Source organism: Pseudofrankia asymbiotica, assembly GCF_001983105.1.
Taxonomy (GTDB): domain Bacteria; phylum Actinomycetota; class Actinomycetes; order Frankiales; family Frankiaceae; genus Pseudofrankia; species Pseudofrankia asymbiotica.
This window is the reverse complement of the sequence record NZ_MOMC01000008.1, coordinates 112089-135018: the sequence shown is the minus strand read 5'-3', so window position 1 is coordinate 135018 and position 22930 is coordinate 112089. Positions and strand designations below refer to the sequence as shown.

Annotated in this window: 21 protein-coding genes; 10 read left to right on the top strand and 11 right to left on the bottom strand. The window is 75.1% G+C overall.

Translation table 11 applies throughout. The features are described 5' to 3' along the window. Window positions 1-24 precede the first annotated feature (24 nt). A complete protein-coding gene (locus tag BL253_RS03540; RefSeq protein ID WP_076813511.1) occupies window positions 25-504 on the bottom strand; it encodes a MarR family winged helix-turn-helix transcriptional regulator in 480 nt (159 codons plus the stop codon). A 544-nt stretch (window positions 505-1048) separates the two neighbouring features. Here BL253_RS03540 and BL253_RS03530 point away from each other — a divergent pair. Further along, window positions 1049-2200, top strand: coding sequence for an amidohydrolase family protein (locus BL253_RS03530; RefSeq protein WP_076813508.1), 1152 nt, complete (start codon window positions 1049-1051; stop codon window positions 2198-2200). Between the two features lie 90 nt (window positions 2201-2290). Here the strand turns inward: BL253_RS03530 and BL253_RS03525 are convergent, their stop codons facing one another. Beyond that, entirely contained in the window at window positions 2291-3352 is a 1062-nt protein-coding gene (locus tag BL253_RS03525) for a sigma-70 family RNA polymerase sigma factor (RefSeq protein WP_338013684.1), read from the bottom strand. A 92-nt stretch (window positions 3353-3444) separates the two neighbouring features. Between BL253_RS03525 and BL253_RS03520 the strand changes: the two genes are divergently transcribed. Then, window positions 3445-3894: a carboxymuconolactone decarboxylase family protein gene (locus BL253_RS03520; RefSeq protein WP_076813507.1), complete on the top strand. Its 450-nt coding sequence runs from the start codon at window positions 3445-3447 to the stop codon at window positions 3892-3894. Between the two features lie 304 nt (window positions 3895-4198). Next, a complete protein-coding gene (locus BL253_RS03515) occupies window positions 4199-4912 on the top strand; it encodes a Uma2 family endonuclease (RefSeq protein WP_131831439.1) in 714 nt (237 codons plus the stop codon). Here the strand turns inward: BL253_RS03515 and BL253_RS03510 are convergent. Beyond that, entirely contained in the window at window positions 4857-5936 is a 1080-nt protein-coding gene (locus tag BL253_RS03510) for a hypothetical protein (protein ID WP_076813505.1), read from the bottom strand. The genes BL253_RS03515 and BL253_RS03510 overlap by 56 nt on opposite strands. A 201-nt stretch (window positions 5937-6137) precedes the next feature. Beyond that, window positions 6138-6638, bottom strand: a complete 501-nt coding sequence (locus BL253_RS03505; protein WP_338013686.1) for a GNAT family N-acetyltransferase — start codon at window positions 6636-6638, stop codon at window positions 6138-6140. Window positions 6639-6814: 176 nt separating this feature from the next. Here BL253_RS03505 and BL253_RS03500 point away from each other — a divergent pair, with 176 nt between their 5' ends. The 3 genes from BL253_RS03500 (at window position 6815) to BL253_RS03490 (ending at window position 9381) form a co-directional block, all read left to right on the top strand. Then, window positions 6815-7849 carry a class I SAM-dependent methyltransferase gene (locus BL253_RS03500; RefSeq protein ID WP_081437988.1) on the top strand — a complete coding sequence of 345 codons (1035 nt, stop codon included), beginning with the start codon at window positions 6815-6817 and terminating at the stop codon, window positions 7847-7849. Continuing rightward, the gene (locus tag BL253_RS03495; RefSeq protein ID WP_241834484.1) at window positions 7846-8619 is read left to right on the top strand and encodes a TetR/AcrR family transcriptional regulator; all 774 of its coding nucleotides are present in this window, start codon (window positions 7846-7848) and stop codon (window positions 8617-8619) included. The genes BL253_RS03500 and BL253_RS03495 overlap by 4 nt, the downstream gene beginning before the upstream one ends. Before the next feature lie 144 nt (window positions 8620-8763). Next, window positions 8764-9381 carry a hypothetical protein gene (locus tag BL253_RS03490; protein WP_131831438.1) on the top strand — a complete coding sequence of 206 codons (618 nt, stop codon included), beginning with the start codon at window positions 8764-8766 and terminating at the stop codon, window positions 9379-9381. 69 nt (window positions 9382-9450) lie between these two features. Here the strand turns inward: BL253_RS03490 and BL253_RS03485 are convergent, their stop codons facing one another. From BL253_RS03485 to BL253_RS03465, 5 genes are all read right to left on the bottom strand, one after another. Beyond that, window positions 9451-10836 (bottom strand): hypothetical protein, encoded by a 1386-nt coding sequence (locus tag BL253_RS03485; RefSeq protein WP_076813504.1) that lies wholly within the window; start codon window positions 10834-10836, stop codon window positions 9451-9453. A 2-nt stretch (window positions 10837-10838) separates the two neighbouring features. Next, entirely contained in the window at window positions 10839-11498 is a 660-nt protein-coding gene (locus BL253_RS03480) for a SigE family RNA polymerase sigma factor (protein ID WP_081437956.1), read from the bottom strand. Between the two features lie 220 nt (window positions 11499-11718). Then, window positions 11719-12753 (bottom strand): Rossmann-fold NAD(P)-binding domain-containing protein, encoded by a 1035-nt coding sequence (locus tag BL253_RS03475; protein ID WP_076813502.1) that lies wholly within the window; start codon window positions 12751-12753, stop codon window positions 11719-11721. Between the two features lie 140 nt (window positions 12754-12893). Further along, the gene (locus BL253_RS03470; protein ID WP_076813500.1) at window positions 12894-14252 is read right to left on the bottom strand and encodes an MTB12 C-terminal domain-containing protein; all 1359 of its coding nucleotides are present in this window, start codon (window positions 14250-14252) and stop codon (window positions 12894-12896) included. Then, window positions 14249-14944 carry a SigE family RNA polymerase sigma factor gene (locus BL253_RS03465; protein WP_076813498.1) on the bottom strand — a complete coding sequence of 232 codons (696 nt, stop codon included), beginning with the start codon at window positions 14942-14944 and terminating at the stop codon, window positions 14249-14251. The genes BL253_RS03470 and BL253_RS03465 overlap by 4 nt, the downstream gene beginning before the upstream one ends. 327 nt (window positions 14945-15271) lie before the next feature. Between BL253_RS03465 and BL253_RS03460 the strand changes: the two genes are divergently transcribed. From BL253_RS03460 to BL253_RS03450, 3 genes are all read left to right on the top strand, one after another. After that, complete coding sequence (locus tag BL253_RS03460; protein WP_076813496.1) at window positions 15272-16429, top strand: phosphotransferase family protein; 1158 nt, start codon at window positions 15272-15274, stop codon at window positions 16427-16429. Window positions 16430-16504: 75 nt separating this feature from the next. Then, the gene (locus tag BL253_RS03455; protein WP_076813495.1) at window positions 16505-17599 is read left to right on the top strand and encodes an Rv3169 family protein; all 1095 of its coding nucleotides are present in this window, start codon (window positions 16505-16507) and stop codon (window positions 17597-17599) included. Between the two features lie 181 nt (window positions 17600-17780). Beyond that, a complete protein-coding gene (locus BL253_RS03450) occupies window positions 17781-18116 on the top strand; it encodes a YnfA family protein (protein ID WP_076813493.1) in 336 nt (111 codons plus the stop codon). 117 nt (window positions 18117-18233) lie between these two features. Here BL253_RS03450 and BL253_RS03445 read toward each other — a convergent pair whose 3' ends face one another. Then, window positions 18234-19568, bottom strand: a complete 1335-nt coding sequence (locus BL253_RS03445) for an ABC transporter permease (RefSeq protein WP_081437954.1) — start codon at window positions 19566-19568, stop codon at window positions 18234-18236. Further along, complete coding sequence (locus BL253_RS03440; protein ID WP_076813742.1) at window positions 19565-20599, bottom strand: ABC transporter ATP-binding protein; 1035 nt, start codon at window positions 20597-20599, stop codon at window positions 19565-19567. The genes BL253_RS03445 and BL253_RS03440 overlap by 4 nt, the downstream gene beginning before the upstream one ends. 422 nt (window positions 20600-21021) lie before the next feature. On the opposite strand from BL253_RS03440, the gene BL253_RS44650 reads away from it, so the two are divergent. Next, a complete protein-coding gene (locus tag BL253_RS44650; RefSeq protein ID WP_076813491.1) occupies window positions 21022-22866 on the top strand; it encodes a serine/threonine-protein kinase in 1845 nt (614 codons plus the stop codon). Window positions 22867-22930 lie beyond the last annotated feature (64 nt).

Genomic DNA, 22930 nt, shown 5'->3' with positions numbered 1-22930 from the left:
TTCCTGCGTCGGTGTGGAGCGCGGTCACAGCTGCGCGAGCCGGTCGAGGAGGGCCATGGCCTCCATGAGGGTCTGCAGCTCGGCCTCGGTGTAGTGGTCGTGCAGCGCGCGGGTCAGCCACTGCGCGCGGGCGGCGCTGTCGCCCGCGGCGTGACGCCGGCCGGCGTCGGTCAGCGTGACGAGCTGGCGGCGGCCGTCCGTGGGGTCGGGGTCGCGGCGGATCAGGCCGTGGGTGTCCAGCGCGGTGAGCGTGGCGGCCATCGACTGCGGGCGGACCCGCTCGGCCGTCGCCAGCCCGCTGGCGGTCCAGGCGCCCTCCTTCGAGAGCCGGGCGAGCACGGAGGTCTGCGACGGGCTCAGCTCCCCCTCCGCGTCGGCGACCTCGCGCAGCCGGCGGCGCATCCGGCTGATCACCACCCGCAGGTCCCGCGACACCGCGGCGGCCGACTCGGCGAGCGGCTCCCCGCCCTGGCCGCCGGCTTCATCCGTGTGCGTCCCAGCCATGAGCCGACGCTACGTATCGTCAGTCCAGACTGTCAAGTTCGGACTGAACAGTCTGCCCTGCACAGCCGTGACCGGCGATCGACGGGGTGGCGGGCGTGATCGGCCATCCGGCCCCGGCTCGGCTCCAGCCTCCACCGCCCACGCGGCCGAGGCGGCCCGCCGCCTCGGCGGTGACGGCCGGAGTGGCTGACGGGCCCGCCGCGCTGGTCATCGGCCGCCTGCCGGACGCCATTGGTCCAGTTCCTCCGGGTTCTACCGATAACAGCCGAGATACCCGAAGCAAATTCATAGAACTGAATGACACTCAATGCTGACGGGCGTTAACCTGTCGCAGTGATCAGGTGACTGCTCGGCTACGGACACTCGGCCGTGTCTTTTCGCTGGCAACAGCGCCCCACTACACCCCTCGGCAAAAATGTTTGATTGTGCAACTGGCACGCCGCATCCCCCGGCGCGCCGAGTCGCTCTGTCGTCGGCTGAGCACCACACCGAACACGGTCACGCACGACGCGAAATTCCCCGGTCCGTCCGCAGAGGAGTTTTTGTGCGCCACGTGAACGACGCCGGCGACGGCCAGGCACCCGACGACCTGGATGTTTCGGCGAATCCAAACCGGCGGACAGCTGTTCTGGGCGCCGCCGCCCTGGGTGCCGCCGCCCTGACACCGACGGCCTTCCAGGTGACCAGCGCCGCGGCCGCCGACCCTCCCAGCGCCGACACCGCCAGTAGCGGCACCTTCAATTCCGCCGGCCGCATTGACGTGCACCAGCACGCCAATCCGCCCGCCTCCCGCCAGTGGCTGATCGACCATGGGCTTCTTCCGCCCAGCGGCGGACCGCCCTGGGCGCAGTGGGACCTGGCGAGCACCCTGCAGATCATGGACCAGACCGGGGTCGCCGCCGCGGTGCTCTCCGGCCCGGTCCCGGCGGAGTTCCTGTCCGGCCTGACGGCGGACCTGATCCGGGAGATGACCCGGATAGGGAACGACGGGTTGGCCGAGGTCGTCCGCAGCCAGCCGAAACGCTTCGGCTTCTTCGCCTACCTGCCGTTGACCCAGGTCGACATCGCCCTTGAGGCCGCCGCGTATGCGCTGGACACCCTGAAGGCCGACGGGGTATCGGTGAACATGCACGCCGCGGGCCTCTACCTCGGAGATCCGAGCTTCGACCCGGTCCTCGCCGAACTGAACCGCCGCAAGGCCGTGGTGTTCACCCACCCGTTCAACCTGGCCGGATGCGGGGGGACACCGGTAGCCGAGTTCCTCGTCGACTTCCTGGCCGACACCACCCGCGCCGCCGTCAAGATGGTGCTCGCGGGCACCCTCACCCGCTTTCCCGACATACGGTGGATCCTCCCCCACGGAGGCGGCTTCTTCCCGTACATGGCCGGCCGGCTGCAGCTCGGCACCTACCTGGGAGCCGGCGTCGACGAGGCCACCGCCGTGCGAGCCCTCAAACGGTTCTACTACGACACCGCCATGCCCACCTCCCCGCACGCCACCCCGTCGCTGCTCGCCGCCGCCGGCGCCGACCGGATCCTCTACGGCTCGGACTGGCCGGCCGCGACCGCCGACGGGGCCAGGCTGAACGCGCGGGCGATCGACACCGACCCGTTCCTCGACGCGGCCACCCGCCGCCGCGTCAACCGCGAGAACGCGCAGCGGCTCCTGCCCGCCCTGGCCCGCCGCATGGGCTGACACCCTCCGGCCCACGCGGTACGAGGTCACCCGCCGACCGGTGTCGGCGGGTGACCTCGTGGCGTGGCCGCCGCTCGGCCGTCGCGTCGCTCAGCCGTCGAGGGCGGCGAGGTCCAGGTGGCGCAGGCGCTCCGGGCCGGACCAGGCGTCGATCTCGGTGACACGACCGCCCACGACGGTGAACGCCATGACGCCAGTGGGCTGGCCCTCGACGGTGGCGACGACTCCGGTGAGGCCGTTGACCAGCACCGGGCGCAGCACGGCGGCCGGGTTGGCGAACATCAGGGCGCTCGCGGCGACCTCGCGCGCGCCACGGCGCACGCCGGCGGCGGCCGCGAGAGCGGGTGCCACCCGGGCACCGACGTCGGCGCGCAGCAGGACGTCGGGGTCGAGCACGGCGAGCAGCCCCTCGAAGTCGCCGCCGCGGGCGGCGGCGAAGAACGCGTCGACGACTTCCCGCTGGCGTGCCCGGTCCGCCGGTGCCCGCCCGCCCGCCGCGTTCACGGCATCACCGGCGTCACCGGTACCGGCTTCGGCTTCGGGGGACTCCGCGGCTGTGGCGGTGCCGCGGACCCGGCGGCGTGCCCGGCTCGCGAGCTGGCGGGTCGCCTGCGCGGACCGGCCGACCATCGGGGCGATCTCGTCGAACGGCACCCCGAACAGGTCGTGCAGGACGAACGCCAGCCGCTCCGGCGGGCTCAGCGTGTCCAGCACGACGAGCAGCGCCAGCCCCACCGACTCGGCCAGGACGGCCTCCTGCTCGGGGCCGGCGGCGTCGTCGGGCCGGGTGACCACGGGGTCGGGCAGCCGGGCCTCCAGCGGCTCCTCGTGCCGGGTCGCCCGGGAGCGCAGCGCGTTCAGGCACACCCGGCCGACGACGGTCGTCAGCCAGCCGCGCAGGTTGTCGATGCCGTCCGCGTCGGACCGGGCGAGGCGCAGCCAGGTCTCCTGGACGGCGTCGTCGGCCTCGGCGAACGAGCCGAGCATCCGGTAGGCGACGGACCGCAGGTAGGGCCGGTTCTCCTCGAACCGCCCGGCCAGCCAGTCCGGCGTGCCCGCCACCTCCGCCTCGGCGGCCGCCATGGGGTCGCCTGCCTCGCCGATCCCGTCGGGGCCGAGGGCCTCACCGTGGTGGCTGTCACGTTCGCGCATCTGTCACGTTCCTCCCTCGCGTCGGGTCATAGCACTGACCGTCGACGCCAGGCGGATGTGACCGAACCTGGCACGAACCGCAGGAGGTTCTCGTGGAAGCACGCATGAAGCACCCGGTGTACGTCGTCCCGGCCGCGATGAAGGCGCTGGCCGCGCTCGACGAGGCGGTGAAGGACACCGGGCTGCCGGAACAGACGATCGAGCTGGTCAACCTGCGCGCGAGCCAGATCAACGGCTGCGCGTGGTGCCTGCGGATGCACGCGGCGGCGCTGCGCAAGGCCGGGGAGTCGGACGACCGGATCGACACGGTCGCCGGCTGGCGGGACGCGGCGTTCTTCACCGACGCCGAGCGGGCCGCGCTCGCGCTCACCGAGGCCGTGACCCGCGTCGCCGACCGAGGCGACCCGGTGCCCGACGACGTGTTCGGCGAGGCGGCCCGGCACTACGACGAGGCCCAGCTCGCCGCCCTGCTGCTCGCGATCGGACAGATCAACGTGTGGAACCGGCTCAACGTCGCCACCCACCACGTCGCCGACGCCTGAGGTCGCCGACGCCTGAGCGCCGTCCCCCACGGCGTCCGCCCGCCCTCGGAGCGGGAGAGCGCCCGGCCTGTGCCCGGATCCGAACCGCGAGCCCTCGCGGTTCGGATCCGGGCACGGAACCGCTGATCAGGTCCGCGGGAGCGCCGATGCCACCGGTGTGGGGTTCAGGACCACTCGGAGGCCACGGTCGGAATGCGGGGGCTGTGGACAGCGGGGCGGTTTCCCCAGTTTCGTCCTGGTGGTGGCGCTGATGCCGGTCCGGCGGTCAGCGTTGGCCCATGTCCCTGCCCCTGAGGAGCGCATCATGTCTGCCATGCCGGTGCCGCCCGAGACGTCGCCCCCCGACCGGGCGCTCCCCGATCCCTGGACGTTCCCGACACCCGGCCCGGACGGGTTCACCCCGGACGACCTCGTGGGGCTTCCCGGCGCCTTCCGCTACGAGCTGCTTGACGGGCTGCTGCTGGTCTCCCGCCCGGACGGGTTCACCATCGACGACCTCGAACGGACGCCCGAGGACAGCAACCGCTACGAGCTCATCGACGGGACGCTCGTTGTGAGCCCAGCGCCCACCTGGGAGCATCAGCGCGCGGTGCTGAAGCTGGCCGTGGTGCTCGAAGCCGCCTGCCCGGCCGGGCTGGTCGTGTTCGGGCCGACGCCCGATGTTCGCAAGGGCAGGCGCGGCAGCCTGCAGCCCGACCTCATCGTGGCCCGCGCCGTCGACCTGACGCCCGGTGCGCCCTACCTGGGTGTGCCCCTGCTGGCCGTCGAGGTGCTCTCACCGAGCAGCCTCGGTATGGACCGGCTCACCAAACGGCAGGTCTACGGCCGTCTCGGTGTGTCGTCGTACTGGATCGTCGACCCGTCGGCCCGCACGGGACCGGCCGTCACGGTGCTGCGTCTCGACCCGGCGCTCGACGGCTACCGCGAGGAGCCGACGACCGGGCCGGACGCGGTCGTCACCGTCACCGAGCCGTTTCCGGCCAGCTTCGCGCCGGCCGACCTGGTCCGCGTCCCGTAGGCACGTCGTCGGCCTCCGGCACGCGGGCCTGCGCCGCGGTGGTCACGGAACCTGGAGATCCGGGGCCCGGGCGCCCGAGATCGGGGGTGCGCAGTCGTAGGGCGCCGAGCGTCACGAGGACGATCACGACGACGGTGAACAGCATCTCGCTGAGCCGTTCGGTCGCCGGGTTGGCATGGTCGCCCGGGTAGTCGGCGACGGGGTAGACGAAGGCGACGCCGAGGTAGGTCACCAGCGCGCCCGCGGCCAGGGCCAGGGTGTGCGCGTCGGTCCAGCGGGTCCACGCGGGCAGACGGGTGAGCAGGCCCCCGGCCAGGCAGGCCAGGGCGACCTGCCCGGCGACGCCGGGCCATGACGTGGGCAGCACGCACCAGCCGGCCGTCACCGCGAACGCGGCCACGCCGGCGCGCCATGCCACCACGTGACGGTCCTCGCCGCGCGGAGAGGGCCGGTGCCGCCACCTCCAGGCGGCGGCCAGGCAGGTCCCGGCGATCCCCACGGCGAACACGACCTGCGGGGCCGAGGGGGTGAACCCGTCCGCGACGTCGGCGTGGATCAACGCCGCGCCGCCCAGGTAGAGAAGGCCGCATCCGACCAGCCCGGGTCGGCGCAGCCACGGTTGGTGCCGCAGCCGGGCCGGCGCGAGACTCTCGGCGAACGCGACCGGGACGCCGATGCTCCACACGACGTGCCCGATGACGAACGCCAGCAGGTAGTACACGCTGGTCCCGAGCAGCGGCACGTGGGCGGGGCGGGTGAAGTCGTCGGTGCCCTCGTACACCGGGTTGAACAGGCTCATGTCGATCAGGCCCGCCTCGACGATCCCGTACGCCGTGGCGAGCAGCGTGACCGTCAGCCACGGCGACGAGGTCCGGCGGGCGGCCTCCCGGATGAGCAGCGCGCCGCTGCCGTACATCGGCGCGAGGAAGACGATCAGGGCGAGCCGGTCGGCCGTCCCGAACGCGAGGAACTCCGCGACGAACGGCGAGAGCAGCATGAGCGCACCGGCGAGCAGAAACCGCATGTCGACAGCGTCACCCGCCGCGCCGGGCCGGCCGTCGTCCTTGGTCCGTCTCTTTCGTCGGTAGGCGCGAGGAGATCCGAGCAGCGGACTCGCCTTTGGACTGCCGACTTCGGTATGTCGAACCGCGCCAGCGTGCCGCGCGCCCGCCGCCGCGTCACACCGGGCACTGACCTCCTCGGCGGCGACCCGGAGGTCCACGTCTCAGGGCAGGTAGCGGCGGAAGCCGACGGCGGAGCGCGTGAAGCCGAGGGACTCGTAGAAGAGGTGGGCGTCGGCGCGTTCGGCGCGGGACAGCAGCTGGATCTTGTAGCAGCCGGCCTCGCGGGCCTGTGCGACGACGTGGGCCATCAGCGCCCGGCCGGCGCCGAGCCGGCGCGCGTCCGCGGCGACGACGACGTTCTCGACGATCGCCCAGGGCTGGCCGCCGTGCGTCAGGTTCGCGTTGACGAGCACCTCGGCGGTGCCGACGACGCGGCCGCCCGCGTCGGCGACCAGCAGCTGGCGGGCCGGATCGGCGAGGATCCGCGCCAGGATCGGCCCGGCGTCGGCCGGGCCGGCGGGTTCGGACTCGGGCCGGCCGCCGGCGAGCTGCCGGTACAGGTCCAGCAGGGCGGGCAGGTCCTCGGCCACGGCGGGTCGGATGCGCGGGCTGTCCACACCCCGATCCTCGCGCGCCGCCCGAGGCGCCGCCTGCGCAGGCAGGGCTGACGAGCCGGCGATCAGTCAGCCGGTGCGCGTCACCGGTGACGCGCACCGGCTGACTGATCTCGTGCCGCGGCGGACTGACGTCGCCTGGCGCGGCAGCGGTGTGCCCGCGCCCACGCGGCGGTTCCGGGTGACCGAAGAAAAATGGACGTCCATTCATTATGGTGGAGGGCATGCGGGAGAAGCCGAGCCGCACGGCTCAACATGTCGCGCTGTTCCGAGCCCTGGAGTCGGCGCGCGGCCAGCCGCGGCTGTTCACCGACCCGTACGCCGCCGCGTCGCTGCCACCCTCCCACCGGCTCGTCGTCGCCGCGGCCCGGCTTCCCGCGGCCGGCCCGCGGCTCGCCCGCCGCGTCGAGCGCCTCATCGACCGGCGCTGGCCGGGCGGCCCGCGGGCGAGCGCGGTCGCCCGCACCCGTCTGATCGACGACCTCGTCACCGACGCGCTCGCCGCCGGTGCCCGTCAGCTGGTCCTGCTCGGTGCCGGCTATGACAGCCGCGCCTACCGGCTTCTCGCCGTCCGCGCGGGCGCGGACCCGGCGGCGGCCGGCCGGGGCCGCGAGGCCGTCGACGTGTACGAGGTGGACCACCCCGCGACGCAGGCGCGCAAGCGGCGCCTCGTCGAGCGGCGCGTCCCCGCCGCCGCCCGCGGCCACGTCCGGTTCGTCGCCGCCGACCTGCTGCGCGTCGGCGCGGCCGACGTCCTGCTCGCCGCCGGGCTGCGCCCCGACGCGCCGGCCGTCGTCGTCTGGGAGGGCGTCACCAACTACCTCGACGCCGCCTCCGTCGACGCGACGCTCACCGGGCTCGCCGGCGCGCTCGCCCCCGGCAGCCGGGTCGTGTTCACCTACGTCGACCGGCGCGCCCTCGACGGCACGGGCACCTTCAGCGGTGTCGACGAATGGGCGGGCACTGTGCGCGCCGCCGGCGAGCCGTTCACGTTCGGCCTCGTCCCGGACGAGCTGCCCGGCTACCTGGCCGCCCGCGGCCTCGCGCTCACCCTGGACCGCTCCACCCGCGACGCCGCCGACCGCTACCTGACCCCGCTCGGCCGGGGCGGCGAGCCCGCCGCCCCCTTCTACCGCGTCGCCCAGGCCGAGGTCGTCTCACGGCCGGCCGCCGCCGCGGCGACGGCCGAAACCGCGGTCGCGGCGGCGCCGACGCGGGAGCGGGCGACCGAGGCCGTGCCGAGCGCCGGGCAGGGGTGACGGTGCCGAAGGTCAGCGAGGAGCACTCCCGGGCGCGCCGCCAGCAGATCCTCGACGCCGCCGCCCGCTGCTTCACCCGCACCGGTTTCCACCGCGCGACGGTCGCCGACATCGTCGCCGAGTCCGGTCTGTCCGCCGGCCTGCTGTACCGCTACTTCGCCGACAAGGACGCGATCGTCGTCGCCATCGCCACCCAGTGGCACGACGCCCAGTCCGCCAGCCTCCATCTCCCCGGCCCTGGGGACGACCAGCGGCCCTGGCTCACCCCCGAGGCGGCCGCGGAGACGGCCAGCCCCCGGGCCGCAGGCGAGGTGGCCGGGGCGCCGGGCCCGGTCCCGACCGTGGCGGGGCCGGACGGCGGGACGGCGGTCGGGGCCGGGCGGGCACGGCTCGCCGCGATCACCGCCGGATACCTGGACATGCTGCGCTCGCTCGGCGAGCCCGCCGAGCGGGAGCGGGTCCGCCTCGGGGTGCAGGTCTGGGCGGAGGCGCTGCGCGCGCCGGCCATCCACACGGTGGCCCGCCAGGGTGTCGACGAGCCGCGCGCCGCGATCACCGCGCTGGTCCGCGCCGCCCGGGAGCGCGGCGAGCTTCCCGCCACCCTGCCGGCGGACGGCACCGCCCGCGTCCTGATCGCGATCTACCAGGGCCTCGCCCTGCAGACCGCCTGGGACGAGGACCTCGACCACGCCGCCGCCGCGGACGCCGTCGCGGCCCTGCTCTCCGCCCTCGCCGCGCCCGCGGCCGCGGCGGTGGACGGTGCCCCGTAGTCCAACGGAGAAGCGGAAAGCTCCGCCAGCTCACGGCTGGCCCACCGGCGCGGAGTGTGACAGCCGCGGCGGTGTCGCCAGGGCGACTCGGGTCCGGCCGGTCCGGTTCGCGGCTACTAGGGTGCGGCTGTGCGGATACGAGCGGTGGCACCAGCGGTGCTTGGCCTGTTCCTCGCGGTGGCCCTGACGGCCTGCTCCGCGGTCAGTGAGAGCGACGAGCCGGCGACCCCGGCGTCGACCTCCGGGGGAGGGACCACCACCGCGTCGGCCACGGCCAGCCCGGGCACGTCATCGACCTCCACCGCCAGCCCCGGCGGGCCTGGGTCCGGCTCGTTCACCGTTCCCAAGTCCAGCTGCGACCTGGTCGACGCGCCCTCGCTCGAGCGGATCAGCGGCCGGTCCGGCCTCAGCCTGCGCAGTCTGTCCGCCGCGTGCACGGTCATGGACGGCTTCCTGCCGGTCGGCGCGGTGACGCTGGTCATCCGCAACGCCACGGCCGGCAAGTCCGCCCAGCAGGAGCTCGACGACACCGTCGCCGACTCCGTCAACAAGGGCAAGGTCGAGGACGTCCCCGGCCTCGGCGCCGCGGCCCGCTACGGCACCTCGCCAAGCATCGGCGGCATGACCTTCGCGTCCGTCTACACCGTCGACCTGCGTGGCAGCCAGGTCGCGAGCCTGTCGATCTCGATCGACGCCAAGGACCCGGCCGCCGCCAAGGACCCGCTCGTCACTCTCGCTCGCACGGCCCTCGGCAAGATCTGACAGCGGCACCGGGATTCAGGGCGATCGCCTGGACCACGCTGAATCCCGGTGCCGCCGCGGCCGTCACCTTCAGCAGTCCAGCCCGGATACGTTCAGGTTCGAGATCAGCCGGCAGTAGTTGTCCGCGTTGACCTGCCAGCCGGCGGCGGTGTGGACCACCGTGACCTCGAAGTCGAGCGCGCTGGTGTCCACCGGACTGCCGTCAGTGTTCCGCATCCCATGGGGACCGCTGGTCGGTACCGCGTTCGGATCGTCGGACGACACGGTCATGTGCGCCGTGACAATGTCCGGGCCGACCTGGACGAGGTCGAAGACCTGCACCGTCACCGTCTGGGCGAACCGGGGGAGCTGGTCGGCGACCAGCTCCCGCGTGCTGAGCAGCCTGGGGCCGTCCCGCACCGCGGCCACCCATCGGTCCGTCGGCGTGGTGCCTGTGAAGGCGTCCGTCACCGCGGTCGTCACCGCCGAGGTGGTGGCCGCGTCCGGCAAGGCGGGCGGGTAGGCCGGCGGAGTGTAGTTCGCGATCGGCGGCATCTGGTGGAGGCCGACGCCATCGGCGATCCGGTGCAGCACCGCCGGATCGGCGGGCGTGGTGCCGGCTACCTCGACGGCCAGCGCCACGCCGTCGGGGGTGGTCCAGATCAGCGCCGCGCTGTGGTCGCGGTCGGGCGACGTGTCGTAGTAGTAGTAGTGCCCATGTGTGGCGCCCACCGCGTTCAGCAGCACCGCGGGCCGGCCGCCGACTGTGTCCCGGGCCACGTGCATGGTCATGTCAGGTGGCAGCCTGTTGATGAAATTCTCGGCCCGGGCGACGACCGCGTCCTGGGTGATCACCGTGTCGGGCCGCCAGGTCACGCTCACCCAGACCGACGCCGGGTTGGGCCGCGCGGCGAGCTCGGCCGGGCTGAGGGTCGCCATGGACCAGACGGACGTCGGCTGGCACGGCGGCCCGTCGGCGCAGGCCGTCGGAGTCACCGTCACCCTGGTGAACCCGTGGCCGCGCCGATAGTCCTCGTCGTCCTGCGGCGTCGTGAACTGGCTCACGAAGGTCGTCCGACCGAGCTCGTATAGCTTCTGGGCGCCCAGGTACGGAACCTCCGCGTCGCCGCTGGACGACCCTCCCTTACCGTCGCTGGTGAGCGTCGCGCGGCCATTGCCCTTGAGTCGGACGCCGTCGGGCAGCCAGGTGACGGCGAACCCACCGGGGGTGTCCCCTGGCTGGGCGTCGACGTTCGTGGCGGCCCCGCCGTCCACCTGAGGGCTGGCGATCCGCAGCGGGATGACGACCCCGAGGACGACGGCCGCGGCGAGCACGGCGGCGCCGGCCGACCGGACGCGGGCGCGGCGGCGGCGGACACGGGCGTGGACGGCGTCCGCGAAGCCGGGGCCGACGGTACGGCGGGGCGCCTCGGCGCGCAGGCCGCGCAGCCGGGTCAGTGGGTCGGTGTCGGGCATGCTCACAGCTCCTCTCCCTTCGCTCGGTGGCGCCCGGCGGAAGCCGGGAGACTGGACTGGGCGGTCTCGCCCGGGCCGGCCGCCGCGCGGACGGGCTCGTTGGTCAGGACGTCGGGTCCCGTCACGGCCCGCGGCCGCGGTGGACGCAGGGCGTGCAGCCGCTGGTCGTCGCGCAGCCGGGCCAGGCCACGGTGCGCCTGGCTGCGCACGGTCCCGACGGAGCAGCCGAGCGCGGCGGCGGCCTCGCCCTCGGGCAGGTCGTCGACGTACCGCAGGACCAGCACGGCCCGTTGGCGGGGTGGCAGCGCACGCAGCGCGCGGATCAGCTCGCCGCGCTGGGCGAGCGCCTCGGCGGGGTCGGCGCCCGCGGCGGCCACGTCGACGGTCCACTCGCCGTCGGTGATCAGCGGCACCTCGGTGACCCGGGCGCGTAGCCGCCGCCAGCGGCTGGTGGCCGCGTTCGCGAGCACCCGGCGGACGTAGGCCTCCGGGTTGCCGCCGCCGATGCGGGGCCAGTGTCGGTAGGTGCGCTCGAACGCGCCCTGCAGGAGGTCCCCGCCGGCCGCCCAGTCCCCGCCGACGAGCAGGACCGCGCTCAGCAGCAGCCGGTCCGCGGTATTCGCCATGAACGCCTCGAACGCCTGTGCCTCGTCGTCACGCACCCTCGCCTCCAGCTCCCAGTCGCTTCCCCCTCTCAACGCGCCCGGCCGGCGGGGCTAGGCGTGGATTCCAGGAGGCGGCGGCGGGAGCCGCGGCGGATGTGCGCCCGGCCGCGTCGCGAGTGCCGCGGCCGGTGGGGAGAGAACCGACGGGCCGTGCGCTTCGGCGAAGGACGGGCGACGGCCGGTGGGCAGCGGGCCTGGCGGGGGTCGCGGGAAACGGTCAGCGGGTGCCGTGGGCCGCGGGGGTGTCGAGGATCGTGGCCTCCAGGGCCGGGTCGAGGCCGACCGGGGGGCGGTCCGGGCGGTGCGGCGCCTGGCCGCCGAGCGTGCGCAGCCAGGCCCAGGTGTCGGCGGCCGTGTCGGCGAGGGGGCGGGCGCGCAGGCCGGCGGCCAGGGCCCGGGAGACGTCGGCGAGGTGGACGCTGGCGTGGAAGTCGCCGGGCGGTGCCCAGCCCGGCAGGCCCGTCCACGGGCGCACCCCGGCGGCGAGGATGACCGCCGGGTCGGTCCAGACCAGCTCGGCGTCGGAACCCGTCGCGGCCAGGCAGGCGGCGAGCAGGGTGGCGGTGGTGGCGTGCTCCGGCGGGCTCTGCAGGTCGAACGGGCCGGCGGCGCCGGCGGCGGCCGCGTCCAGCAGCCAGCCAGCGAGGTCGCGGACGTCGAGGTACCCGAACGGCAGGTCCGCCGGGCCGGGGGCGAGCATCCGGCCGCCGCGGGCGGCCCGGTTCAGCCACCAGGGCAGCCGGCCGAGGTTCTCCCCCGGGCCGAGGATCAGCCCGGGGCGGGCGAGCAGGGAGCGGTCCTCGCCGAACACGGCGAGTGCCGCCAGTTCGCCGCCCCGTTTCATCCGGTTGTAGGCGGCCAGCCCGCCGTCCTCGGCGTCGTCGGGGGACCCGTCGACGACCGGGGCGTTCTCGGCCAGGCCGGTCTCGCCCGCCGGGATGGGGAACGTGTAGACGGAGCGGCTGGACACGTAGGCGTAGTGGCCGGCTCTCGGCTCCAGCAGCCGGGCCGCGTCGCGGACCGCGGCCGGCGCCCACGACCAGGTGTCGACGACGACGTCCCACTCGCCGCCGTCCTCGGCGAGCGCCGCGAGGCCGCCGGGCGCGGTCCGGTCGCCGCGCAGCGCGGTCACGCCCGGGGGCGCCGGGTGCCGGCCGCGGTGGAACACGGTCACGTCGTCACCGCGCGCGAGCCCGGCGTCGACCACCGCCGTGCCGACGAACTCCGTCCCACCCAGCACCAACAGCCGCATACAGCGACTATCGCCGCCCGCCCGGCCCGGTGCACACCCCTGCCTGCGGTCAGCAGAATCCAGGCCGCCGTACCGCCTGTCGTCCGGCCGTGCCGCCGCATGGCCGGACGACAGGCGGTCCCAGAGCCCGGGCCCGCCGATCAGGGGCAGGTCAGCAGGGGTGTCTGGGACGCGGCCAGGGCCATGCAGTAGCTGTCCCGGCTGACCTGCCAGCCGTCGGCGGTCCGGATCACCGTCGCCCGGACGGACAGGCCGGTCCCGCCGAGCGCGGCGTTCGCCGTCGGGTCCTCGAACGACAGGAGGACCCTGGCGCTGACGGTGTCCGGGTCGTCCTGGCTGAGGGTGTCGACCCGCACCGTGCTGGCGGGTCCCGGGAAGTGGTGGTCGCCGATCTGGTCGTGGACGGCGATCAGGTCGGGGCCGTCCTGCACGGCCGCGGCCCAGCGGTCCGCCGGTGTGCCGCCCGCGAAGGCCGCGTCCAGGACGGAGGTCACGTCCCTGGTCGTTCCCGCGTCGACCGGGACCAGCGGGGCGCCCAGCAGGGCGGTGCCGGCGGTCGCCGGTCGCTGGCCGAGGACCAGGCCGTCGGCGATCCGGTGCGCGACGGCCGGGTCGGGCCAGGCCGGGCCGGCCAGCTCGACCGAGAGGGCCAGCCCGGTCGTGTCGACCCAGATCAGCGCCAGGTGGTAACGCGTCCCGGCCGGGACAGGGGGGGACGTCGGCAGGGCCGTCCCGGCCGCGCCGTCCGAGGGCACCACCCGGACCGTCGTCCCGCCCGTCCCGGCGCCCGGCGCGGTGGCCGGCGGGTCCGCGGCGACGTCCTGGCGCAGGACGAGCGCCGGCCGGCCGGCGACGGTGTCCCGGGCGAGGTCGATCGTGCTGAGCCCGGCTGCCCGCGAGGCGCTGACGTCGGCGGCGATCGTCTCGATCGTCGAGTGGGTGGACAGCATCCTGGGCGGGTTCCACGTCACCGTGACCCAGGCCGTGGCCGGGTTGGCCGCCGGCGCGCCGGCGGGTACGGCGAACAGGCTCCCGAAGGTGCTCTGGTTCAGGATGCCGGGACGGTTCACGGCCAGCCCGGGCATCCCCGGGTTCCGGGCGGGCGGGAGGCCGCGCGGGGGGCGCGAGTCGTCGACGGGGCCCCAGGAGAACCCGTCGTTCTCGACCAGGTCGTGGGCGGCGGCGTTGGCCTTGTGGACAAGCCCGTCCGGCAGCCAGGTCACGGTGTAGCCGCCGTAGCTGTAGGGGGCCGCGCCCGGGTCCTGGCCGGCCGGCACGACGGTCGTGCTGTGCCTGCCGGTGAGCAGCGCGGCGGGGATCCCGACGCCGGCGGCGACGAGGAGGGCCAGCGCCGCGGCGCCGAGGACGCGGGCACGGTCGCGGTGGCGCCGCGCCCGGGCGCGGACGGTGTCGGGCAGGGACGGGGCGGGCGCGCGGCGCGGCAGGTSGGCGCGCAGGGCACGCAGCCGTGCCTCCAGGTCGCTGTCGATGGTGGTCACGACCTCATCCCCTTCGCTTTCGCCGGTCGGTTCGCGGTGGTGGTGGTGGCGGCGAGCGGGGCGGGCGGGCCGGACTCGTTGGTCAGGACATCCGCCGTCGCGGTCACCGGTGGGGGTGTGGCCGGCGAGGCCCGCGGGCGTCGAGCGGTCGGCTCCCGTCGCGGGGTCGCGTCGGCCAGCGCGGCGACGTGTTCGTTGTCGCGCAGCCGCGCGAGGCCCCGGTAGGTCTGGCTGCGCACCGAGCCGACGGAGCAGCCGAGCGCGGCGGCGACCTCGCCCTCGGGCAGGTCGTCGAGGTAGCGCAGGACGAGGACGGCCCGCTGGCGCGGTGGCAGGGACAGCAGCGCCCGGGCGAGGCCGTCGCGGTCGGACAGCTGGTCGGCGTGGTCGGCGCAGGTGTCGGTGACGTCGGCGGTCCACGCGCCGTCGACGAGCAGCGGGACCTCGGTGACCCGGGCCCGCTGGCGTCGCCAGCGGCTGGTGGCGCCGTTGACCAGCGCGCGGCGTACGTAGGCCTCACGCCGGTCCTCGGCGATCCTGGCCCGGTGACGGTAGGTCCGTTCCAGCGCGCCCTGCAGCAGGTCCTCGCCGGCGGCCCAGTCGCCGCCGACGAGCAGGGTCGCGCTCAGCAGCAGCCGTTCGGCCGATCGGGCCACGAACTGTTCGAAAGCTGGTTCGTCATCCGCGCGCACCCCTCGCCTCCCATCAAGGTCGGGTATCTCGCGATCCCAGACGCGGCAGAGGCTGGCGCGCTATGAGCGCCTTCTCTCGGTCGTCTTCCCGGTCTTCTCCGTGTTCCCCTCTCGCCAGCGCTCCCGGGTCGGGAGGCGGCGGCTGACAGTGCGATTGACAGTGCGGCGGGGGCGGGTTAGAACCAGTTTCAGTTTTGCGTGACGTGGCTCACTGCCCCGCACCGGCCGCGACCGGCGCGGGCCGCGGCTCGCGCGGCGGGCGGCGCCCGCGGCCGAGGACCGTCGTGTCGCGGCTTGGACAAGCCGCGGCCTGGAGAAGGGACCGGCGTGCAGGCACAGGAACGCGACCCTGAGTTAACCCGCTCCCGGCTCGCCACCTGGCTGGCCGCCCGGCTGCCCGGCGCCGCCGCCGGCGTGGACGTCGGGCCGCTGACCAGCCCGGAGGGCCTAGGGTTCTCCAACGAGACGCACCTGTTCGACGCGACCTGGGGCGACGGGCCGGGCCGGGTCACCCGCCGCCTCGTGCTGCGGATCGCCCCGACCGTCTACCAGGTGTTCCTCGAGCCGCGCTTCGAGGAGCAGTACCAGGTCATGACCGCGCTCACCGGCCAGGACCCGGGCCTGCCGATGCCGGAGCTCTTCGGCCTGGAGCGGGACCCGTCGCTGCTGGGCGCGCCGTTCTTCGTGATGGGCGCGGTCGAGGGCCGGGCACCGGGCGACAACCCGCCCTACCACGTGGCCGGCTGGCTGCACGACGTCTCCCCCGCCGACCGGGCGACGATGTGGTGGGGCGGCGTCGACRTCCTCGCCCGCCTACACCGGCTCGACCCGGAGGCMCTGGGTCTCGGGTTCCTCGACAGCCCGCGGCGCGGCCGCACCGGCCTCGACCAGCAGCTCGCCTACTACGAGGAGATGCTCGACTGGGCGGCGGCGAAGGTGTTCGACTCCCCGCCCGAACCGCTGGCCGCCGCCCGCGCCTGGCTGCGCGCGCACCAGCCCTCCGAGCCCGACCCGCCGGTGCTGCTGTGGGGCGACTCCCGGATCGGCAACATCCTGTTCGAYGACGCGTTCCAGGTCGCCGCGGTCCTCGACTGGGAGATGGCGACGCTCGGCGCCCCGGAGACCGACTTCGCCTGGTTCCTGTTCCTCGACCGCCACCACAGCGAGGGCTGCGACGCGCCCCGCCTCGACGGGTTCCCGTCCCGACAAGAGACCGTCGCCCGCTACGAGGAGCTCCTGGGCCGGCCGGTACGCKACCTGGACTACTACGAGGTCTTCGCCGCCCACCGCTTCGCCGTGATCATGCTGAGGATCCTGGTGATGTTCGTCGAGCTCGGGATGATGGAGCCCACCACCGACATGATCACCAACAACACGGTCAGCCGGATGCTCGCGAAGCTGCTGGGCCTGCCCGCCCCCGGCGCGCCGCCGCCGCGCGGCGAGCCGCGGACCGCGCCCGCCGGCGCCCCGGCCGCCGCCGGCTAGGCGCACCGGCGCACAGGCGCCCCGGCCAGGACGACCATCCGCGCACCCGCCCCCGAGACCGCCAGGAGCGCCTCCGTGCTGTCGCCGCTCGACGACTACCCCGTCCACCAGACCGCCGCGCCGATCGCCGAGGTCGCCACCTCCGACCGCAACTTCTACGACCGCTACTACTTCAACTGCGGCTCCCACGACGGCGACACGTTCCTCGTCCTGGGCCTGGGCCAGTACCCGAACCTCGGCACCGCCGACGCGTTCGCCCTGCTGCGCCGCGGCACCGAGCACCGCGTCGTGCGCGCCTCCAGGGAACTCGGCCCCGACCGCTGCGACACGTCGGTCGGGCCGTTTCGCGTCGAGGTCGTCGAAGGCCTGAGAACGCTGCGGTTCGTCCTCGAACCGAACGACCTCGGCCTGTCCGCCGACCTGACGTTCTCCGGCGCCGTGCCCGCGACCCTCGAACCCCGCCAGATCATCCGCGGCGCCGCGGGCCGCGTCATCATCGACGCCTGCCGCCTCGCCCAGACCGGCCGCTGGTCGGGCACCTTCACCGTCGACGGCCACACCACCGACGTCACCCCCGACCGCTGGTGGGGCACCCGGGACCGATCCTGGGGGATCCGGCCCGTCGGCGAGCCCGAACCCCCCGGGCGGCCCGCCGACTTCCACACCCTGTTCTGGCTGTACCTGCCGATCCAGTTCGCCGACCACTCCGTGATCGTGATCCTGCAGGAGGACGAGGCCGGCAACCGCTCCCTGGAGGAGGCGCTGCTCGTCTGGCCCGCCGAGACCGGCAAGCCCGCCGAGCAGCTCGGCCGCCCCGACTACACGATCGAGTTCCACCCCGGCACCCGCGTCCCGAAGTCCGGGACCATCCGCTTCAGCCGCCGCGACGACAAGCTCCCCGAGATCACCGCCGAGACCCTCGTCGCCGCGCATCTCGGCGTCGGCACCGGCTACGGCTTCGACCCCGGCTGGAAACACGGCATGTACCAGGGCGCGCTCAAGGTCGACGGGGAGACCGTCGACCTCACCGACCCCACCCAGCAGGGCCGCCTGCTCGGCATCACCGACACGTTCGCCCGCTTCACCCGCGACGGGCAGGTCGGCTACGGCCTGTTCGAGCTCCTCGCCATCGGCCCGCACCGCCCCACCGGCCTTACCGGCTTCCTCTAGAGCCCGCGATGCCGTAGAAAACCGGCATGCCGGGAATCGTCCGGCCGCCAGCCGGAGGGGGCCGGCGGGCGGACGGTTCCCGGGCGGCCCCCTCCGGCTGGCGGCGTCGAAGGTAGCGTCGGCGTGCGGGCAGGTCCGCCCGCGCCCCGCCGCCGTCGCCTGAGAGGGCCGTCAGCTCGCCGTGGTCGCCGCCCGTTCCCTCGCCCTGTTCGTCCTCGCCGCCGTGTTCGAGATCGGCGGCGCCTGGCTGGTGTGGCAGGGGCTGCGCGAGCACCGCGGCCCGCTGTGGGTCGCCGCCGGCGTCGTCGCGCTCGGCTTCTACGGCCTCGTCGCCACGTTCCAGCCCGACGGGCACTTCGGCCGGGTCCTCGCCGCCTACGGCGGGGTCTTCGTCGCCGGGTCGATCCTGTGGGGCGTCCTCGCCGACGGCTACCGTCCCGACCGGTTCGACCTGGCCGGCGCCGCCGTCTGCCTCGCCGGCATGGCCCTCATCATGTACGCCCCTCGCGGCGGCTGACCGGCCCCACGCCGGTCCCCGCAGCCGGGCCCGCCCCCGCCCTCCGGCCCCGCCGCGTCCGCGTCCGGGCATGGCACACCCGCCCCGGGCCCCGCCGTCCGCGGGGCCCGGGTCAGCTCAGCGGGAGCGCAGCGCGTCGACGAGGCGGACGCGGGTACCGGTGCGCTTGACCGCCCCGGCGTAGATCCGGCCCGTCAGCGGCACCAGCCCGATGATCGTGGCGACGGTCAGCGCGGTGCCCAGCGCGATCTGCCAGGCGGCGGCCGTGCCCGCGGCGATGAGCATCGGCATGATCAGCGGCGCGGACAGCGGGATCAGCGACAGGACCCGCAGCAGGCCGCTGCCCGGGTCGCCGGGCAGCACCGAGATCCCGATGACGTATGGAATGATGATGATCATGATGAGGGGCATGGTCACCGCGGACGCGTCCTCCTGCCGCGACACCAGCGAGCCCGCGGCCGCGAACAGCAGCGCGTAGAGCGCGAAGCCGAGCAGGTACCAGACCAGCGACCAGCCCGCCGACGCCAGCGCCGTCACCAGCGACAGGCTCAGCACCCCCGTCGCGACCGCCAACGGCACGCCCACCGCCGCATACAGGGCCATCTGGATCAGGCCGATGATCCCGATCCCGATGACCTTCCCCGCCATCAGCTGCCAGGGCCGGACCGTGCCGAGCAGCAGCTCCACGACCCGGCTGGACTTCTCCTCGACGACCCCCTGCGCGACCACCGGCCCGAAGATCAGCAGCGACAGGTAGATCAGGACACCGGTGACCGCCCCGAGCCCGATCCGCGCGTTGTCCCGCTCCTTGGGCGCCTCCAGCGCGACCACGTCCACACCGGCCGCCGCGACGGCGCTGTCGACCCGGCCGAGATCACCGCCGAGCGCGACGACCTGCGCGTCGAGGGCCTGCTGACGCGCGACCGCGGTCAGCAGACCCCGGCCCTGGTCGTCCAGGGTGTGCCGGACGATGACCCGAAAACCATCCGGACCGCTCGCCGTGACGGCCGCGTCGAGCTTCCCGTCCCGGACCTGACGCTCCGCCTCGGCCGCGTCCGCGACGGTGACCGCGCGGACGTCGACACCCGCCGCGTCACCGACAGCGGTCAGCGCCGCCCCGTAACGGGCGTCCTGCGGCAGGAAACCGACGGTGCTGGGCGACGAACCACCGAACAGGGCGGTGACGCTGATCCCCGCGGCGAGCACGACGACCAGCAGCGGCGTCATGATCCGGAACGCCTTCGAACGCAGCCGGGTCGACACCTCACGGCGCACGACGAGCCACAGCACCCGGCGCGACCGCACCGCCGCCACGCCCCCCACCTCCCCGCCGCCCCGACCGGGACGCCCGGCGCCACCCGCGCCGCCGGGAACCCCCGAAGCGTCGACCGCCCCCGGCCCGGACCGCCCGCCGCCCGCGGCGCCGGTACCAAGGCCGATGGTGCCGCTCACCGCTGGCCGCCCTTCGTCCGCGCCAACGCGCCGACCCCGATCCCGAACCCGACCCGTCTCCCCCGGCCACGCCCGCGCCCGGCCCCGCCCCGGTCCTGGCCGTCGTCCGGCGGCCCGGCCGGCACCGGGTCGTCCGAGCTGACCACCTCGCGGAACAGCTCGGTCAGCGTCGGGCGCCGGTGCGCGAACTCGTGCACCGGGCCCGTCGCGAGCGCCGCCCGCAGCACCTGCTGGTCGTCAGCGCCCGCGGCCAGCGCGAGCACCGTGCGCCCACCCTCCACCCGGGCCGCGAGCACCCCCGCCACCCCCGCCGCCCAGCCCTCCGGCGCGCCCGGCGCGTCGACGACCAGCAGCGACTCGCCCTCCGCGCGCAGCTCGTCGACCGGCCCGACGGCGACCATCGCGCCACCCGACACGATCCCGACCCGGTCGCACAGCCGCTCGACAAGGTCGAGCTGGTGACTGGAGAACACCACCGGCACCCCCGCCGCGGCCCGCTCGCGCAGCACGTCACTCATCACGTCGACCGCGACCGGGTCCAGCCCGGAGAACGGCTCGTCGAGGACCAGCACCGCCGGGTCGTGCACCAGCGCCGCGCACAGCTGGGCGCGCTGCTGGTTACCGAGGCTGAGGGCCTGCACCTCGTCACCGAGCCGCGGCGCGATACCGAGCCGCTGCGCCCACTCCCGCGTCGACCGGCGCGCCGCCGGCCCGGACAGGCCATGCAGCTGGGCGAGGTACTCCAGCTGCTCACCGACCCGCATCTTCGGGTAGAGACCCCGCTCCTCGGGCATGTAACCGATCCGGCGCCGCGCCGCGAGGGTCAACGGGCTGCCGTCGTAGCGGACCTCACCGGCGTCAGCGGTCAGCACACCGAGCACGATCCGCATCGTCGTCGTCTTGCCCGCCCCGTTGGAACCGACAAAGCCGAACAGCTCACCGGCCCGCACGTCGAACGTCATCCCGCGCAGCGCGACGACCTCTCCGTACCGCTTGGACAACCCGTCGATCGCGAGCGCTCCGTCGCGCACCTCGCCGCCTTCCGTGTGGGCGGTGCGGCCCGCGGCGGCTGCCGCGAACCCGACCCGGCCCCGTCCCACGTCCAGCACCAACGCGGCGGGCGACGGTGCGAACGCCACGGGTAAGGGCCCGGATCTCTCCCGCGCCCCATCGTGCCATCCGCACCTATTGTTCTCTCCCGGTGCACCACCCAGCCTGTACGGCGGCGTCCTCTGAGCGAACTCTGAGGTTCACCGCGGACGTGAGGCCGCGCCGGCCCTCGCGGTCCAGGAACGGTTCAGGACATCCAGGCGACACCGCCCGCCGCCACCGGCCCCGGCGGGCGGAGACTGGCGGCTCACGGCGGCCACCACCCCGCACGGCCCGCCGGACCGGGACAGGACCGGGCAGCCACCCGGGACCAGGCGCGGGCGTCGAGGAAAGGAACGCGCGGATGCCGCTGGAACCGCTACAGGCCGGCGACCCCACACGGGTCGGCGGCTACCAGCTGACCGCCCGGCTCGGCGCCGGCGCGATGGGCGTCGTCTTCCTCGGCGTCGCCGACGACACGGCCACCATCCAGCTCGACGACACCCCGGGCCACCGCCCGGCCCCCGGCCTCCCCGGGCCCGCCGCGAGCCCCACCGCACCGCGGCCCGCGGGCGGTGACCCCGCCGCCGCCGACGGACGGCTCGTCGCCGTCAAGCTGATCCACCAGCGGATCGCCGCCGCCGCCGACTACCGGGCCCGGTTCCGCCGGGAGGTCGCCGCCGCCAGGGCCGTCGCCGGCGCCTGCGCCGCCCGGGTCCTGGCCGCCGACCCGGACGCCCCACGGCCCTGGCTCGCGACGGAGTACATCCCCGGCCCGACCCTCGCCGAGGCAGTCAGCCTCGGCGGGCCCCTGTCGGCCCCGACCGTCGAGGCCCTCGCGGTCGGCCTCGCCGAGGCCCTCGTCGCGATCCACCGCGCGGGGATCGTGCACCGCGACCTGAAACCCGCGAACGTGCTCATCACCGCCACCGGGCCGAAGGTCATCGACTTCGGCATGGCCGTGCCGACCAACCCGGCCGCCGGCACCGAGGTGACCCGGACCGGCGCCGTCGTCGGCAGCCCCGGCTACCTCGCGCCCGAGCAGGCCGAGGGCCGGCGCGCCGGGCCCGCCGCGGACGTGTGGGCCTGGGCCCTCACGGTCGCGTTCGCGGCGACCGGCCGCCCGCCGTTCGGCACCGGGACGGCCGGCGCACTGCTGTACCGGTCGATGACCACCGAGCCCGACCTCGCCGGCGTGCCACCACGGCTGATGTCCGTGGTCCGCTCGGCGCTGCGCCGCGACCCGCCCGCCCGGCCGCCCGCCACAAGGCTGCTGGCCTCCCTCGTCGGCGACACGGCCGACCCGGCGGCCGCCGCCGCCCGGGTGCTGGAAGTCCTCTGGCAGCCCCCGGCCTCCGTCCCGAGCGCGCCCAGCGGTCCGCCCGCACCGCCGACGCCGCCGGCACCGGCCCCGCCGTCCCCATGGCCGGCCGGGCCACCCACCCCGGTCCCGCCAGCGGCCGGCGAATGGGGCTCACCCGGCACCCGGCCGGACGCCCCCGGCGCGCGGCACTGGTTCCCGTCGCCGACCCCCGACGCGTACCCGGCTCCCGGCACCACGCCACAACCGGCACGCACTCCTGCCCCTACCGGCCACGGGGAACGGCCCGCGGCCCTCGGCGGGCCACTGGGCGTCCTCGCCCCCACGGCACCCGCCCGGCGGCCGGCCCGGCCCCGGCGCGGCTGGTTCGCCGCGGCCGCGGCCGCGGCGCTGCTCGCGTCCGGGCTCGCCGGCGCCGGGATCACCGCGGCGGTGACCAGCGCCGGGAACGACCCGGCACCCGAGCCCACCCCGACGGCCACCGCCTCCCCGACCCCCCAGGGCGCCGGCATCCCGGGCGCCGGCGACACCGAACTGCTCGCCGGCCGCTTCACCGGCACCTACACCTGCCAGCAGGGCGTCACCGCCCTGGAACTGACCATCCTCGACGTGCCGGAGGAACCCGGCCGGATCACCGCCGTGTTCTCGTTCTCGGCGCCGACCGACAACCCCGACGTGCCGTCCGGGGAGTACACGATGGACGGCACGCTGCGGGGCGACGATCTCGAACTGACCGGCAGGCTCTGGCTCGTCCACCCGGTCGGCTACCTCATGGTCCGCCTGTCCGGCACCTCGTCCACGGACGGCCAGCACCTGAAAGGCAAGGTCCTCGGCGCCAGCTGCACCACCTTCACCGTCGACAGGTCCCAGCGGACTCCGGTGAGCTGACCCGCGCCAGCCACGCCTACCGCCCGCGGCCTGACGACGCCACGAGCCACGGGCCCCCTCGCGG